Below are 14,259 nucleotides of genomic sequence, written 5' to 3' on the forward strand. Positions count from 1 at the left end.
CTCAGCTCCTACCGTCCGGCTCAATGGTCGGGTGGTACCGGCGTCACGCCCAGGCGATGCCTAGCTTGTGCAGCGCGTCCAGCTGCTCCGCCGTGTGTTTGTCGCGCCGCGCTTTGGTGTTGGAGACCCATACGCCCAGCTTCACGACCATCGGCTCCGTCTCGCCGTCGACCGTGATCTCTTCGCTGTGGCCTCTTGGCGCCGGCCGGCCGGCCGGCGCCTTCCCGCTCCACCCACTGCGTGAGGGCCGCGAAGCCGCGCTGGAACGCCTGCTGCGCCCACATCGCGCCCTGCCGGGGAGCGAGGTGGCCGGTTGACGCTGGGCGGGGGGTTTGTTGGTTGAGGTTCTGCTGCACTTGCGGGGGTGAGGATCGTTTCTCCGGTGAAGGTGCGTCTGCCGTCCGGGTGAGGTGCGCCCGGGGCTGGCCGGGACGGGGCGCGTGCACCGGTAGATCTCGGATCACCGATGTGGTGATCACGAGAGGAGACGGGCGTGCGCAGGAGCGAAGGGTGGCTGCCGGCGTCGGCAAGCCGAGAGGTATAGCGGCTGGCAGTGGGCACGCGGCGGCCACGCCCGCAAGGCGCGGTGCCCTCAGTGGCATTGACGCTCGAGCCCGAGCGGATGGTGTACGCCCGGCTGCTGTGTGGCGTGCTGGCCACGCACCAACCCCGTAGTAGCGACTCATTCAGAGGGAGATCTGCTGTGTTCATCAAGAAGGCGGCCGCGTTGTGCGCGGCCGGTACGGCCCTGGCGGCCAGCGCGCTGTGCGGCGGGGGACAGGCGGCCGCGGCCGCTGCATCTGCCTGCGCGGTCGGCACCACGTTTGCGCCGACCACCTACAACCGCGCGGGGGAGTACACCTGCACGGGCCCGAGCGGGTACCACATCCTGACCGTCTCGCTGATCGGTGCAGGTGGCGGGGGCGGGGGCGGAGGCGGCGGCATGGGCGGATTCGGTGGCGGTGGCGGTGGTGGAGGCGGCACCGGCGGCATCATCACCTGCGGCGGCCCCTACCACGCGGGCCAGGACATCGTGATCAAGGTCGGTCGTGGCGGTGCCGGTGGTTCCGGCGGCGTCGGCAGCGGCAGCGGCCTCAGCGCCTCGACACACGGATCCGGCGGCGGCATCGGGGAGACGACCAGGGTCACGTTCGGAGAGAGCACCGAGGACCCCACCTCCGTGGAGGCCCTGCCCGCCGCCGGCGGGATCGGCGGCGGCCGGGGCATCTTCATCGGCGGCAACGGCCAGGGCTACGAAGGCCGGGGTAGTAGGGGTGGCGCCGGCGGCACCACCACCTGCAGGGTCGGCACGTTCACGGGTACCGGGATCGTCGGCAATGAGGGGAAGAGCGGCAGTGACGGCACTACCAGCGACACCGGCGGAGCAGGCGGCGCCGGGGGAACGGTGCCTTATAGCACCTCGCTGCCCTACAAGGCGTGCGGAGCGCAGGCCGGAGTCGGTGGCACCGGTGGCTACGGCGGCCGCAGCACCGCTTACGACGGCAGCGCCGGTGGCGCCGGCTGCGTAGTCCTCAGCTTCAGCAACTGACCACGCGCCGCCGACGCGGAAGGCGACACCGTTGCGGTGCCGCCTTCCGCGTCGCGGGGAACGGCACGGGGCTTCCGCGTTGCCCTGCCCGGCTCCGCCAGCCCGGGGAAGGTGCGACGTCAAGACCAGCCAGTCCCTGCATGACTGACTGTGCGACGCCCGACGCTCACTGCAGGGACGACGACACCACGAGAAACGACGATCAGAGGTCGTTTTCATCTATATCGCTCGATTATATGGTGATTCTTGGAGTGCGGGATTGCGGTGCGCAAGAGGGGCTGGGTGCCGGCGGGGGGCTGTGGGCTGGGCGGGGCGACCGGTGGGGCTAGTGCGGTGGCCGCGAACGTTGGCCGGGTTTGCGTCGACACAAGCGGCACGGGGTCAAGAAACCGCAGAGAAGCTTCGGCACCACCACCGGAAGGACTGACTCCGGACGTGGCCGAGGACCGATAGGGTCGATTCGACATAGTGCAACGGACTCGGGGGGTTCTCATGTCGGCTGGCTGGTTCTTGCTGATACCTGTCGCTGCTCTCGTGGTCATCGTGCTCGGTGCGGTGGCTGTACTGAAGCTGCAAAAGGCCTCGCTCCGGCGCATCGAGTCCATGCGGGGCGCGGCGACGTCACCACACGTCTCGGCTCCGGCCGGATTCCAGCAGTCGGAGCAGGAGAGCCGAGAGGAATTTGTGCGCAGGCACTGGCAGCGCCCCGGCGTGGTTGCCGACGGCGTGACTCTGGTCGATCTCTACGACCGCATCCGGGCCCTTGAGGAACGAGTGGCCAGGGCCGAGCAGGGTTCTGCGTCACCACCACTGTCCGACTGAGCTGGTGCTGAGACCGCGCGGCCGGGTCGGGTCAGGCTGGGGCTTTGAGGGTGCGTCCGCCCCAGCGGACACCTCTCTCGCTCCTGATCCGGGTGCGTTCCTTGCGTTCGGCGGCCAGGACATCACGGTGGCGTGCGTTGGCGTTGCGCCACCGGAGGTAAGCGTGCAAGGCCCGGGTCTGCACCGGGTGGTTGGGGTGGTTGGAGTTGGCGATGGTGAACTGCCTCAGCGGTCCGAAGTGCGCCTCGATCGGGTTGGCCCAGGACGCGTAGGTCGGCGTGAAGCACAGCTCGACCTTGTTCTTCGTCGCCCAACGGCGGACATCGACGCCTTTATGGGCAGACAGGTTGTCCAGGATCACGTAGATCGGCGCGCCGTCAGGTCGGGCGGCACGGATGGACTTCAGCGCGGCCAGCGTGTTCACCCCGCCCTTCCTACGGTGGTTGACGCCCCACAGCCGGTCGTCGCCGACCGAGTAGCAGCCGTGGAAGTACTGCACGCTGGCTTCGTAACTGATGTGCGACACCGTTTATCACCGAGTCCGGGCAGCACTTGATGATCACAGGGCCGGAAAATGTCGATGAGAACTGACACCGGTCATGTGCTTACGTCCTCGGTGGGGAACCGGGAGGAGGCGCTCTAACGGCGGACCGCCGAGATCAGTCCGCCGGGCCGCTCCTCACGCTGCGGCGGGGTGCTGATCGGGCGGCCGTAGGTGGCAGCGCGCTCGCGCAGGGTGTGGCTGTCGGCCTCCCAGCCGTGCCCGGCCAGCCAGCCCACCGGGTCGTCGGGCATCTCCGAGACCCACATGGACGCCGCCGATCCTGGCACGGCGTCCGCGCCGAAGCGCTCGATCACGCCGCGCGAGCCCAACGTCAGCCCCATCCAACTGCCCGCCGCCGACTGCGCGCTGATCCGGGCCAGCAGCAGCTCCACCGCGTCCTCGGGCAGATAGATCAGCAGTCCCTCGGCGATCCACACGGTCGGCACCGCCGGGTCGTGCCCTGCGGCGGCCAGCGCGCCTGGCCAGTCCTCACGCAGATCCACCGCGACGGTGATCCGCTCGCAGCGTGCGGCGGCCCGCTCCTGGCGCAGCACCGAAGCCTTGAAGCCCAGTGGCGCGGCGGTGTCGACCTCGAACAGCCGGGTGCCCTCGGGCCAGTCCATCCGGAAGGCCCGGCTGTCCATGCCGGCGCCGAGCAGCACGACCTGCCGGACCCCGGACGCGGAGGCCTGCTGCAACAGGTCGTCGAGGAACTTCGTCCTGATGACGATGGAGAACGCCACGGCCAGCCGACGGCGTCGCGCGGCCTCGTCATCGGGCAGCGGCGGCGAGGAGGGCCACAGGCCGCCAGCGACGGCGAAAGCCTGAGCCAGCGGGTCACGGAACAGCGCGTTCTCCCGCTCGGTCTCCAGCGCCCGCACCCGGGCCACCCCCACCGCCGTGGCCCACACTCCCGACGGCTGCACCCGCTCCTGCTCATCAGTCACCGCGCCAGCCTAGATGATCGATCCCAAGGGGAGCTGATGAGTGGAGCCAGGGTTCATGCGCGGCCAGTCGGTCAGGCGTGCACATTCGCCGTACTGGTCACGACGGGCAAGATCAGGTGCCTCCGCCTTGACAGGCTCTTGAGCCGACAGCTTCCGCCGAGGAAGGGTTTGATGGTGCGACGTCAGCCGGAGGCGTCGTGTGCGGCGGCCCGAGCCTGAGTGAGGGCCAGGCGGTAGGATTCGGTGCCGGTCTGGATGAGGTTGCCGCCGAAGGTGAGTCGGTCGACGATGGCCGCGCAGAGCCGGGGGTCGGTGAAGGTCTTGGTCCAGCCGCTGAAACTCTCGTTCGACGCGAACTGTTCGATGAGAACACCGCATTCCCAACCGACTTGGCCGCTGCGGCTTGACGACTTGGGGTCGTGAGGTGTCTATGCGGCCAGAGCACTAGTGTCCTGCGCCAGTAGTTGATCGTTAGTAGTTGTGTGACTTCTGCTGCTGGTGCGTCAGTTCCTCGTCGGGGCCCGAAGCTGGAGCCGTTGCTGCTGTCTGCTGAGGAGCGGGCGGAGTTGGAGCGGTGGATGCGTCGGGCGACATCGGCCCAGGCCTTGGCTCTGCGGGCCCGGATCGTGTTGGCCTGTGCGGGGCCGGAGGTGCCGCCGATCGTTGCGGTCGCCCGGGATCTTCAGGTGACGGCGGACACCGTCCGCAAGTGGCGGCGGCGCTTCCTGGCCGAGCGGCTGGACGGGCTGTCTGACGAGCCGAGGCCGGGCCGGCCGCCCGTGATCAGCGTCGATCAGGTGGAGGCGGTGGTGGTCACCACGCTGGAACAACTGCCGAAGAACGCCACCCACTGGTCGCGGAAATCGATGGCTGAGCACAGTGGTCTGTCGAAGTCGACCGTCGGCCGGATCTGGCGGCAGTTCCAGCTCAAGCCGCATCTGGCCGACACCTTTAAGCTCTCGACGGACCCGTTGTTCGTGGAGAAGGTCTACGACGTGGTCGGTCTGTACTTCAACCCGCCCGAGGGGGCGGTGGTGCTGTCGGTGGACGAGAAGTCGCAGATCCAGGCCCTGGACCGGTCCCAGCCGGTGCTGCCGATAATGCCGGGCATGCCCGAGCGGCGCACCCATGACTACGTCCGCAACGGTTTGACCACCTTGTTCGCCGCCTTCGACGTCGCCACGGGCGAGGTCATCACCGCCCTGCACCGCCGGCACCGGGCGGTGGAGTTCAAGAAGTTCCTGATCCGGATCGACAAGACGGTGCCCGCCCACCTGCAGGTCCATCTGATCGTGGACAACTACGGCACCCACAAGACACCCGCCATCAAGGCCTGGCTCGCCAAACACCCCCGGTTTGAACTGCACTTCACCACGACCGGCAGCTCGTGGATCAACCAGGTCGAGCGGTGGTTCGGCTACCTGGCCCACCAGATGATCCGCCGCGGCGCACACAAGACCATCCATGCCCTGGAGGCCGACATCCGGGCCTGGGTCAAAGACTGGAACGACAACCCCAAGCCGTTCATCTGGACCAAGACCGCCGAAGAGATCCTCGACTCCCTCGCCCGCCTCTGCCGACGGATCTCTGGCGCAGGACACTAGTAGGACTCCGTTAGGTCTGTGTGTTGACCTTGCTCAGGGGCACGGTGAGTGTGTGGACGCACATGAAGTGAACCGTGTTCGGGCGGTGTTGGCCTTATTCGTGGCGGATGTGTTCGCCTCGGTGCCGCGGAAGGACCAGCGGGCCAAGGGCGACTGCTATCTGCGGGGACTGATGATGGACGGTCGCCGAAAGTCCATCCAGGCCATGGCCTCGCGGCTGCCGGACGGCAACGAGCAGAACCTGCAGCAGTTCGTGAACCAGTCCACGTGGGATCCGGTGCCGGTGCGTCGGCGGGTCGCCGAGCGGATGGTGCCGCAGATCGGCCCTGACGCCTGGGCGATCGATGACGTGTCGTTCCCCAAGGACGGCAGGATGTCGGTCGGGGTCGCTCCCCAGTACTGCGGTGCGCTGGGCAAACAGGCCAACTGCCAGGTCGCGGTCAGCGTGCATGCGGTCTCCGACGTGGCATCGTGCCCGCTGAACTGGCGGCTGTTCCTACCCCGGGAATGGGCGGATGACGCCGTTCGGCGTCGGCGGACCGGCATCCCCGAGGACGTCGGGCACCGGGAGAAGTGGCGGCTGGCACTGGATGCCCTGGACGAACCGGCGGGATGGGACTGATGCCGCCGGTCGTGGTGGCGGATGCCGGCTACGGCCAGAACGCCGACTTCCGTGCTGGGCTGGCCGAGCGGGGACACGCCTACGTGGTCGGCATTCGCGGCGACATCACCGTCCAGCCGCATGAGGCGGTTCCCGCTGTCGCCGCCTGGTCCGGCACCGGCCGCCGGCCGGTGCCCCGCTACCGGCATCCACCGATGACGGTGACGGAACTGGCCGCGGCCGCCGGACGGGAAGCCTTCAGCGAGGTGACCTGGAGGGAAGGCTCCCGAGGCCCGATGACCTCCCGCTTCCTCGCGGTGCGGGTCCGGCCGGCCGGGGTACGCTCGCGTCGGCTGGCCCAGGCAGCCGCGGTGGCCGGGCACGGCCGGCGGGACGGCGTCCTGCCCGAGGTGCGACTGCTGGCCGAGTGGCCCGACGGTGAGAACGAACCGACCCGGTTCTGGCTGTCCGACCTGCCCGACGACGCCTCGATCGTCGATCTGGTTCCGCGTGGCGAAGATCCGCTGGCGCATCGAGCACGACTATCGCGAACTCAAGCACGGCCTGGGCCTGGACCACTTCGAAGGCCGCTCCTGGCCGGGCTGGCATCACCACGTCACCCTGGTCACCGCCGCCCATGCCTTCCTCACCGAGCAGCGGCTGGCCCCAAAAGCCGACACAGCGGACTCACCCTCTACCAGATCCTTGACGCCCTCCAGGGTCTGCTGAACTGCTGACCGGCGTCTGCGCCACCTGCCACCAGCCTCTGCCCAGCAGGGCCACACCAAGATCAAGGCAGACCTAACGGAGTCCTACTAGAGAATGCGCCTGAAGGCGCTGTCCTGGTCTTCGTCGCCGCACGTGTCAGTTCCACCGATCATGCCCCCAAACCACCCGAGAATGCCGCTGACCCCGCAGAGAGAATTCCCGTCTCCCCCGGAGGGGCCGTCCAGCGCAGTTACAGGGCGGACAGGTGTCGAGGAGGGAACAGCCTGGGCGGGGTTCGCGGCGGTCGAGGCGACGGCAAGAGCCATCACGGACATGGTCGCAAGCTTGATCAGTGTCGTCTTCACGACTGAAGAACGCGGCGGATACCGCGGTGGTCACGCCATCGGCCTTGACCGGCTCGGTCAAGGTTCGCTGGCACGGACTCACTCCGGACAAGGTTGAATGGCACGCGCTCGAGTTTCAGTGGCACAGGGCATCGAATGTCCTGTGCCACGGAACCTTGAGCCCGTGCCATCGAAACGTGAGTGGCGTGGGTCACTATCCGCTATGAGCCGCGGATGTGCCACGTGCCGGATGCCGGATGCCACACCAGGTGAACTTGTCCCTGACCCGGCCTATGGAGCGTCAGCTCAGCCAGGTCCAGCGACGAAAGAGCCCTCAATGCCTCGTCCGACGCATTCGACCAAAGGAAGAGCGTGATGCCTGCATCCGGATCCTGGAGGATGGCAAGGCCCGGTTCGGCGCCTTCGGCGGGTGCAGAGGGCGACGCCGCCTCGTTCCTGTCGCTGCTCCTGCCGTTCCTGCGCAACAGCCGGCGAACCAGCTGCCGGACCTGCCCGTAAGCATCTTCGGCGATCTTGGCTGTGACGGCTTGAAGGAATGGCACGACGGCTGTGGTGACCACCGCGGTCACCACCACCACCGCGTGTTCCGGCGCTCCCTGCACGAAAGGTGTGCTGCGGGCCAGCGTCTCGGCCTGCGAACGCCAGACAGCGGCTTCCTCAGTCCGGCCGAGCTCTTCGAGGATCTCGGCCAATTGTCGGGCAGCTTCCCACGAGCCCGCTTGGGCCTCCAGCCTCGCATACGGCTCGGCTTCGGCCAGACGGTCCTGCTTGATCAGGAGGGAGACGAGGTAGATGCGCGCAAACGTGCGGCCGTTGTCGATCGCTGCTCGGTACCAGTGTTCCGCCTCGGTTGCCTGCCCCTTCTCCATCAACAAGTCAGCGAGGTCCATCATCGCCCTAACATGGCCTGCCTCTGCAGCGCGCCCCAGCCAGTACTCCATGACGGGCGGCCCGGCCTGGCCGGCTTTCATCAGCTCGGAGTAGAGCAGCTCGGAGTTGAGCTTGTAGTGCTGGGCGAGGTCATGCATCGCCTCCGGATCTCCAGCCTCCGCCGCAGCAAGCAGCCACTGCTTGGCCAGCTCGTATGAACCCCTGGCATCGTGATGTTCGCCCAGCAGTCTCCTTGCGGCCGCATCGCCAGCCCGCGCGGCCAACTCAACGTTCGGATCCGGCATGCCGAACACGTCTGATACTGCCACTCGTCGCTCCTTGGACCGCGGCCTGGCCAGTCCCCCCCCTCGAAACGGCTTGGCGCGGGCGCTCGTGCGCTGGGCACTGACGGGTTCGGTTCGTTCGGGCCTCATGGAGGACAGGTCAAATGCCCAGGTTGCGCGTCTCGGACTTGGATGACCCGAACGTACTGATCATCAACCTTGGGTAACAACGATCAACACGCGCTGTCACAGCTGTCCTGTGTCAGTGGTGTCCGCAGTCACCCGACCCGGTCGGTACTGGTCATTGCCATCCAACCGAGTCGTCCCAGGTCAGATGGGCTGAGCCACTACGCCTCGGCGCGACACGCTCCGCCCTTGGGCCAGCGGAACGGACGCACTGGCACTGCGAGCTCGAAACGGACACCCCAGCAGGCGGCGGGCAGCCGCCGAACCTGTACGCCACCCTCGAAGAACCCCAGGTCAAAAGCTCCACGGCCCGGATCTGCGTACGCATCCGCGAGCTGCCCCGCCGCCGCCCCTGGCCACCAGCACCCTGCGCCGATCAAACTTCGGCGGCACGAAGTTACTGGTGATCAATCTTCGATGGCACAGATCAAACTTCGTTGGCCCAGGTCCGCCGAAGCGTGCAGCCCTGTCTCCACCGTCATCTCGGCGTCCGATCGCCATGCCGGGAACGCCGCAGAATGGCCAGGCTTCCGAAGCGCTGTCAGCTCGACGCGCGCCTGTTGAGTGCGTCGGCCGGGCGGTCGCCAAGCCGGGGGGCGGGGAGGGTTGCCCGCGCCCTCTCGTGGCGGAACGCGCGGGCGATGGCGCGCGCCTCGATGCCCGCCTGGCGAAGGACACCCGTGAGGGGATTGGTGAATCCGGCGAAGTACAGGCGCGGGGCTTCAGGATGGGTCCGTGCCCCTGTGGCGAGGGGATGCCCGGCCTCGTCGAGTATGCCGAGGGACCCGACCAGGTCGTGCAGGTCGGGCCGGTAGCCGGTGGCGGCGATGACCGTGTCGGGTCGCAGCCGGGTACCGTCGGCCAGTACTACCTCGGAACCCTCGAACGCCTGGACGGCCGCGACCGGCTCGACCCGACCGGACCGGACGGCGTCCACGAAGCCGTGATCGAGTACAGGGTTGACCCCTTCACGGGCATTGCGGGTGTACAGGCCGATGCAGGGCCGGGGCAGTCCCCGTGAGGTCAGGTCGGGCACCGCGAGACGCTGGGTGAGCAGAGAGGTGCGGTCGCGCCACGCGAGGGGGAGGGCCTCCGTCAGCCGGCCGGCCGCGTGCCATCGGGCGCTGGAGCGGGGCAGGATGTTGGGTGGGGTACGGACTGCGATCCGTACCCGCCCAGCTCCGCCCCCGGCCAGGACACTTGCAATCTCGGTACCGCTGTTACCGGCGCCGACCACCAGGACGTCCTGCCCGCGGTAAGGGGCCGGAGAGCGGTAGTGCGCCGAGTGCAGCAGGGTGCCGGTGAACGTCGAACGCCCGGGCCAGCGGGGGAGGTCAGGGGTATGGCAGCGGCCGGTGGCCACCACGACCGCGCCAGTGGGTACGTGTCCGGCGGGGGTGTGGACCAGCCACTGTGCTCCCGAACCGGGCTCGGCCCGTTCGACGCGCTGCACCGGGGTGGTCACACGGACGTCGAGTCGGTGATGGGCTGCGTAGCGCTCCAGGTATCGCACATAGTCGTCCCGGCTCACCCACGGGCCCGCCTGGCGCGGCACCGGCAGGCCGGGGAGCTTCGAGGTGCCGGGAGTGGTGTGCAGGCGTAGGTGGTCATAGCGCTGCGCCCAGCTCGCTCCCACGCCGTGCGACCGTTCCAGGATCACGGTCGGCTCTCCGGAGCGGTTCAGTAGCGCGGCTGCCGCCAAGCCGTGGGGGCCGGCTCCGATCACGATCGTGGGAGCGCTGAGGTCTCGTTGTGGTGTCGGGGGCATCGCCTCCTACAACGGCAGACCGCGCCGTACGTCACGCCCAACTGGCAGTTACAGAAGACCGGGTGACCGCCGTTACACCGGCGGTACGGACTCGTTGGACACCGGGCGGCAGACGTCGCGCGGAGGATCGGTTCGCCCAGGGCCGGAACGTCCGGGGCGGCTCGTTACATCTGCCCGATCTTTCGAGGGGCTCATGTGCAGGCAGTAACCACGCGCCATCGGCCACGGCTGCGGATCAGCGGAGTCTGCAAGGCGTTCGGCGGCAGGCAGGTCCTGCGCGATGTGGATCTTGACGTGTATGCCGGAACCCTGGTGGGAGTCGTCGGCGAGAACGGGGCGGGAAAGAGCACTCTGATGCAGATCGCCGTGGGGCACCTCGCACCCGACCGCGGAACCGCGACACGGACCGGGGCGGTGGGGTACTGCCCGCAACGGGCGGTACTGAACGACGCGTTCACCGTCGGACAGCATCTGCGGTTGTTCCAGATGGCCTATCGGCTGCCGACACTGGAGCGCGCCGACGAGCTGATGGAACTGCTGGCGTTGACCGGCTGCCGACGACAGCAGGTCGGCGAACTCAGTGGCGGCACGCGCCAGAAGCTGAACCTGCTGATCGCCCTTATGCACGATCCGCAGTTGCTGGTCCTGGACGAGCCCTACCAGGGCTTCGACTGGGACACCCACCAGCGGTTCTGGACCCTGGCCGCCGACCTGCGTGATCAGGGCCGGTCGATCATCGTGGTCTCTCACCTGCTTCACGACCTGCACCACTTCGACGCGATCGCTCACCTGCGCCAAGGCCGTCTGCACTTCGAGGAGACCGACCGTTGAGGCTCTCCTGGACGGCATTCACCGAACTGCTGCGCTGTACTCTGCTGGGCCACCTGCGCAACCGGCTGGCCCTGGTTCTGGCGGTCGCGTTCATCCCCATCTGGATCGCTGTGGCACGCCTGTGCACCTCCGACCAAGTGGTGCGCATCCGGCTGGACGCCATCGGCGCCCCCCTCTCCGCTCCGGCCAGCCAGGTGGGGCAGGTGGCCAGCGCGCTGGGCGCCGTCACCATGGTCGCCGGCTTCATCACCTTCACCGAGACCTTCCAATCGCGGCAGATGGACCGCCGTCTGCTGCTGGCTGGCTACCCCCGGCTGCCGATGCTGCTGGCGAAGCTTGCCGCCGTCGCCCTCACCGCCGCCGTGTTGGCCTTCTACACCACGATCGTGCTGTGGGTCTCTCTGCCCGTACGCCACACAGCACCCCTGGCGCTGGCCTTCGCGGGCGCCGGCCTCGTCTACGGCGGGATCGGCCTTCTGCTCGGTTCTCTGGTCCGCGGCGAGTTGGAGGGCTTCTTCCTCATCATCATGCTCAGCCTGGTCGACACCGGCCTGCAAAATCCCGTCTTCAACACACTCATGGATGTGGCGGGCGTATCCGCCCTCCCTCTGTACGGCGTGAACCAGCTGGCGCTGAGCTCAACCCTCACTCCCCAGAGCGCCTGGTCCCCTGGCTTGCTCTCCCTCGCCTGGTCCGCAGCGACCGGCGCCCTGGCGCTGCTCGTCCTCCACACTCACCGCCCTTCCCGCGCCCCGTGGTCCCGCAGGACGAGGGTCCAGGCAGGGTGATCACGGTGAGGACGGTCTTCCTCGATCAGTGTCCTGCTGCGCCGAGTCGCCGTCGAAGGTGATGGCCATACGCCGGAGCAGACCTGGACACCAGGGCGCCCGATACCCGCGAGCAGCGCAAGGACCCGGCGCCCGTCCTCCTCGGCGAACCGGCATGCGGACACTGCGTTCTGGCCCCGCTCACCGGCGGGGCACTGTAGGGCCCGCACCGCGAGAAGCTTTCGCGCGGCGGGAGAGAGGCGTTCGAAGCCAAAGCCCACCGGCCTAGGAGCTTCGACGGCCCCCCTTCAACCCCACTCGATCTGCCTCCCGCACGGATCAGACGGGTCTTACGGAAGGGGGGTACACAGCGCGATCATGGCGACGTCGTCATCGTTGTCGCTGGGGCGGACCTGGTCCAGCAGCAAGTCGCAGAATGCGTCGAGGGGGCGGTGGGCGAGGGAGGCCGCGTGTCGGCGCAGCCGGTCCAGTCCATGATCGATGGAGTGGTGCGGAGATTCGACCAGTCCGTCGGTGTAGAGCAGGAGCGTGGCCTGGGGTGGCAGGACGGTGACGGCGTCGGGGCGAGGTCTGGTGACTCCGGTGCCGAGGAGTATGCGGTGAGCCTCTTCGAGGTAGCGGGTCTGACCGTCGTGGGTGATGAGCAGGGGCGGCGGGTGGCCGGCGTTCGTCCAGCGTAGGTGCCACAGTGTGTCGTCGCCGAGTGTGAGCCTGGCGAGGAGCATGGTGGCCATGGGCACCTCGGCTATGTGCATCACTGCCTCGTCGAGCCGAGTGACGACGGCGCTGGGTGTGGCCTCGGGGTGGGACCAGGCGAAGGCGCGCAGCATGTTGCGGACCTGCGCCATGCCGGCTGCGGCGTCGAGATCGTGCCCGACGACGTCACCGATGGCCAGTGCTGGGGCGTGGGCGGCCAGAGCGAAGGCGTCGTACCAGTCACCGCCCACGGATGAGGCGTCCGGAGCGGGTACGTAGCGCGCAGTCATCTCCAGCCCGGGCAGGACGGGAAGCTGGGGCAGCAGGTGGCGTTGCATGGTCTCGGCGACTTTGCGCTGGCGCTGGTACAGGCGAGCGTTGTCCAGCGCCAGGCCCGCCCGGCGGGTGAGGTCCTCCAGCAGCGGCAGGTCAGCAGGGGTGAAGGCGTCATGACGCTGGGCGCGGCCCAGGGTCATGACGCCGAGCACGTCGCGCAGTCCGCGAATGGGTGCGATGGCGGCGGAGTGCATTCCTGTCGCGGTGAACAGGCGCTGCTGCTCGACCGCTATGCCCGGAGTCCGGCGGACCTTGGTAGGTGGCGGGGCCGGCGAGTGAGGAGGCCGCGCCGCGTAGGGCCCGTGACAGGGGCATCGGTGACTCTGCCGGCACGGGAGGCATCGGGCCTTGCAAGTCGTCCCGTTCGACGAGAATGCCGTCCTTGTGCTCCATCACGAGAACGCGTCGCACTTCATCACGTTCGGTGAGCAGGTCGAACACGGCCCAGTCCGCTAGCCGGGGCACGGTAAGGGCCGCCAGTCGGTGCAGCGCCTCGTCCGCGTCCAGGGTGGATGTGAGCCGCGTGGTCGTCTCCGCCAGCAGGGCCAGGCGGTCCAGTTCCGTCAGCGGCGCGGAGTGCCCGCCGTCGCTGTGGCGAACGTCCGGCTGCTCCGGCGCGTACAGCATCGCCAGTGCACCTGTCCCGCCCGGACCGGGTGAGTAGGGCGTGACCAGCCAGGACAGCTGGACGAGTGTCCCGTCCCCGCGGGCGAACCACTCGGCGTCACCATGCCTGGTGTCCCCCGTGAGGAGCGCCTTCCTCATCCGGCAGCGCGTGCGCGGCACCGAGTTCCCGTATCTGTCCCGGTGCAGCACGTCGTGGAAGTCCTCACCGACGAGTTCTGGAGCTTCCCTGCCCAGCAGGCTTTGGGCGCGCTGTTGACCGCGATGATGAGGCCATCGTCATCGACCGCGATGGCGGACGCCCGCAGGTTCTCCAGCGTTCCGTCGAGCAGGGCGCCGGACCGCGCCTGATCCACGGACAGGGGACCACTTTCCCTGCCGGGGGCGACGTCGTCCATGTCTCTCCTCCGCTCAAGCCGAATCGGTTCGTGTACCCCGATCGCATACCGGCATGCGTCGACGGCTCGTTTTCTCTGCTGCGACTGTTCGGATCACCTCCTGGTGGTGCAGGAGGAGGCTGTCCTCGAGGTCCTGAGAGCCGGTCACGAGTGATCAGGAGGGTGGACCGTTGGTCTTGACGCTCGTCTGACGCTCTCGGCGCACGCACGCGGAGCAATGAGTCCAAAAAACGGTCCCTGAACTGGTGTTCTTCGTGACTCTTCCGGGCCGACCTTCGATGACGTCGCACGTGGAGTGCGTGGCGATTTTGGAGCCTGCGGACAAGGGCGTCTGAAAC

Annotated in this window: 8 protein-coding genes and 5 pseudogenes; 6 read left to right on the forward strand and 7 right to left on the reverse strand. The window is 68.1% G+C overall.

Annotated features, from left to right (window positions below; translation table 11 throughout):
* Positions 1-43: 43 nt before the first annotated feature.
* Positions 44-284, reverse strand: a pseudogene (locus OHB00_RS49600) (helicase associated domain-containing protein); the annotation flags it as partial.
* Between the two features lie 419 nt (positions 285-703).
* Between OHB00_RS49600 and OHB00_RS49605 the strand changes: the two are divergent.
* Both OHB00_RS49605 and OHB00_RS49610 read left to right on the forward strand, forming a co-directional pair.
* Positions 704-1,549: a hypothetical protein gene (locus tag OHB00_RS49605; RefSeq protein ID WP_406445438.1), complete on the forward strand. Its 846-nt coding sequence runs from the start codon at positions 704-706 to the stop codon at positions 1,547-1,549.
* Positions 1,550-2,083: 534 nt separating this feature from the next.
* Positions 2,084-2,371, forward strand: a complete 288-nt coding sequence (locus OHB00_RS49610; RefSeq protein WP_406445440.1) for a hypothetical protein — start codon at positions 2,084-2,086, stop codon at positions 2,369-2,371.
* Positions 2,372-2,402: 31 nt separating this feature from the next.
* On the opposite strand, the pseudogene OHB00_RS49615 reads toward OHB00_RS49610, so the two are convergent.
* The 3 genes and pseudogenes from OHB00_RS49615 to OHB00_RS49625 all read right to left on the reverse strand — a co-directional run.
* Positions 2,403-2,870 (reverse strand): annotated as a pseudogene (locus OHB00_RS49615) (transposase); the annotation flags it as partial.
* Positions 2,871-3,010: 140 nt separating this feature from the next.
* Entirely contained in the window at positions 3,011-3,862 is an 852-nt protein-coding gene (locus OHB00_RS49620) for a class I SAM-dependent methyltransferase (RefSeq protein WP_406445442.1), read from the reverse strand.
* 182 nt (positions 3,863-4,044) lie between these two features.
* Positions 4,045-4,215 (reverse strand): annotated as a pseudogene (locus OHB00_RS49625) (ATP-binding protein); the annotation flags it as partial.
* A 129-nt stretch (positions 4,216-4,344) separates the two neighbouring features.
* Between OHB00_RS49625 and OHB00_RS49630 the strand changes: the two are divergent.
* On the forward strand, positions 4,345-5,466 hold the full coding sequence (locus OHB00_RS49630) for an IS630 family transposase (RefSeq protein WP_406445444.1): 1,122 nt from the start codon (positions 4,345-4,347) through the stop codon (positions 5,464-5,466).
* Between the two features lie 52 nt (positions 5,467-5,518).
* Positions 5,519-6,796, forward strand: a pseudogene (locus OHB00_RS49635) (IS701 family transposase).
* 544 nt (positions 6,797-7,340) lie between these two features.
* On the opposite strand, the gene OHB00_RS49640 reads toward OHB00_RS49635, so the two are convergent.
* Positions 7,341-8,339: a hypothetical protein gene (locus tag OHB00_RS49640; protein WP_406445446.1), complete on the reverse strand. Its 999-nt coding sequence runs from the start codon at positions 8,337-8,339 to the stop codon at positions 7,341-7,343.
* A gap of 682 nt (positions 8,340-9,021) precedes the next feature.
* The gene (locus OHB00_RS49645; RefSeq protein WP_406445448.1) at positions 9,022-10,248 is read right to left on the reverse strand and encodes a flavin-containing monooxygenase; all 1,227 of its coding nucleotides are present in this window, start codon (positions 10,246-10,248) and stop codon (positions 9,022-9,024) included.
* A gap of 195 nt (positions 10,249-10,443) precedes the next feature.
* Here OHB00_RS49645 and OHB00_RS49650 point away from each other — a divergent pair, with 195 nt between their 5' ends.
* Both OHB00_RS49650 and OHB00_RS49655 read left to right on the forward strand, forming a co-directional pair.
* A complete protein-coding gene (locus OHB00_RS49650; protein ID WP_406445450.1) occupies positions 10,444-11,079 on the forward strand; it encodes an ABC transporter ATP-binding protein in 636 nt (211 codons plus the stop codon).
* Positions 11,076-11,867 carry a hypothetical protein gene (locus tag OHB00_RS49655; protein WP_406445451.1) on the forward strand — a complete coding sequence of 264 codons (792 nt, stop codon included), beginning with the start codon at positions 11,076-11,078 and terminating at the stop codon, positions 11,865-11,867. Before OHB00_RS49650 ends, OHB00_RS49655 begins: the two co-directional genes overlap by 4 nt.
* A gap of 329 nt (positions 11,868-12,196) precedes the next feature.
* Here the strand turns inward: OHB00_RS49655 and OHB00_RS49660 are convergent.
* A pseudogene (locus OHB00_RS49660) lies at positions 12,197-13,921 on the reverse strand (SpoIIE family protein phosphatase).
* Positions 13,922-14,259 lie beyond the last annotated feature (338 nt).

It is taken from the genome of Streptomyces sp. NBC_00631 (assembly GCF_045206895.1).
In the GTDB taxonomy this organism is placed as follows: Bacteria; Actinomycetota; Actinomycetes; order Streptomycetales; family Streptomycetaceae; genus Streptomyces.

Bases quoted from the DNA above. Each gene is read 5' to 3' on its own strand.
- OHB00_RS49645 (WP_406445448.1), bottom strand. From the start codon at position 10,248: ATGCCCCCGACACCACAACGAGACCTCAGCGCTCCCACGATCGTGATC.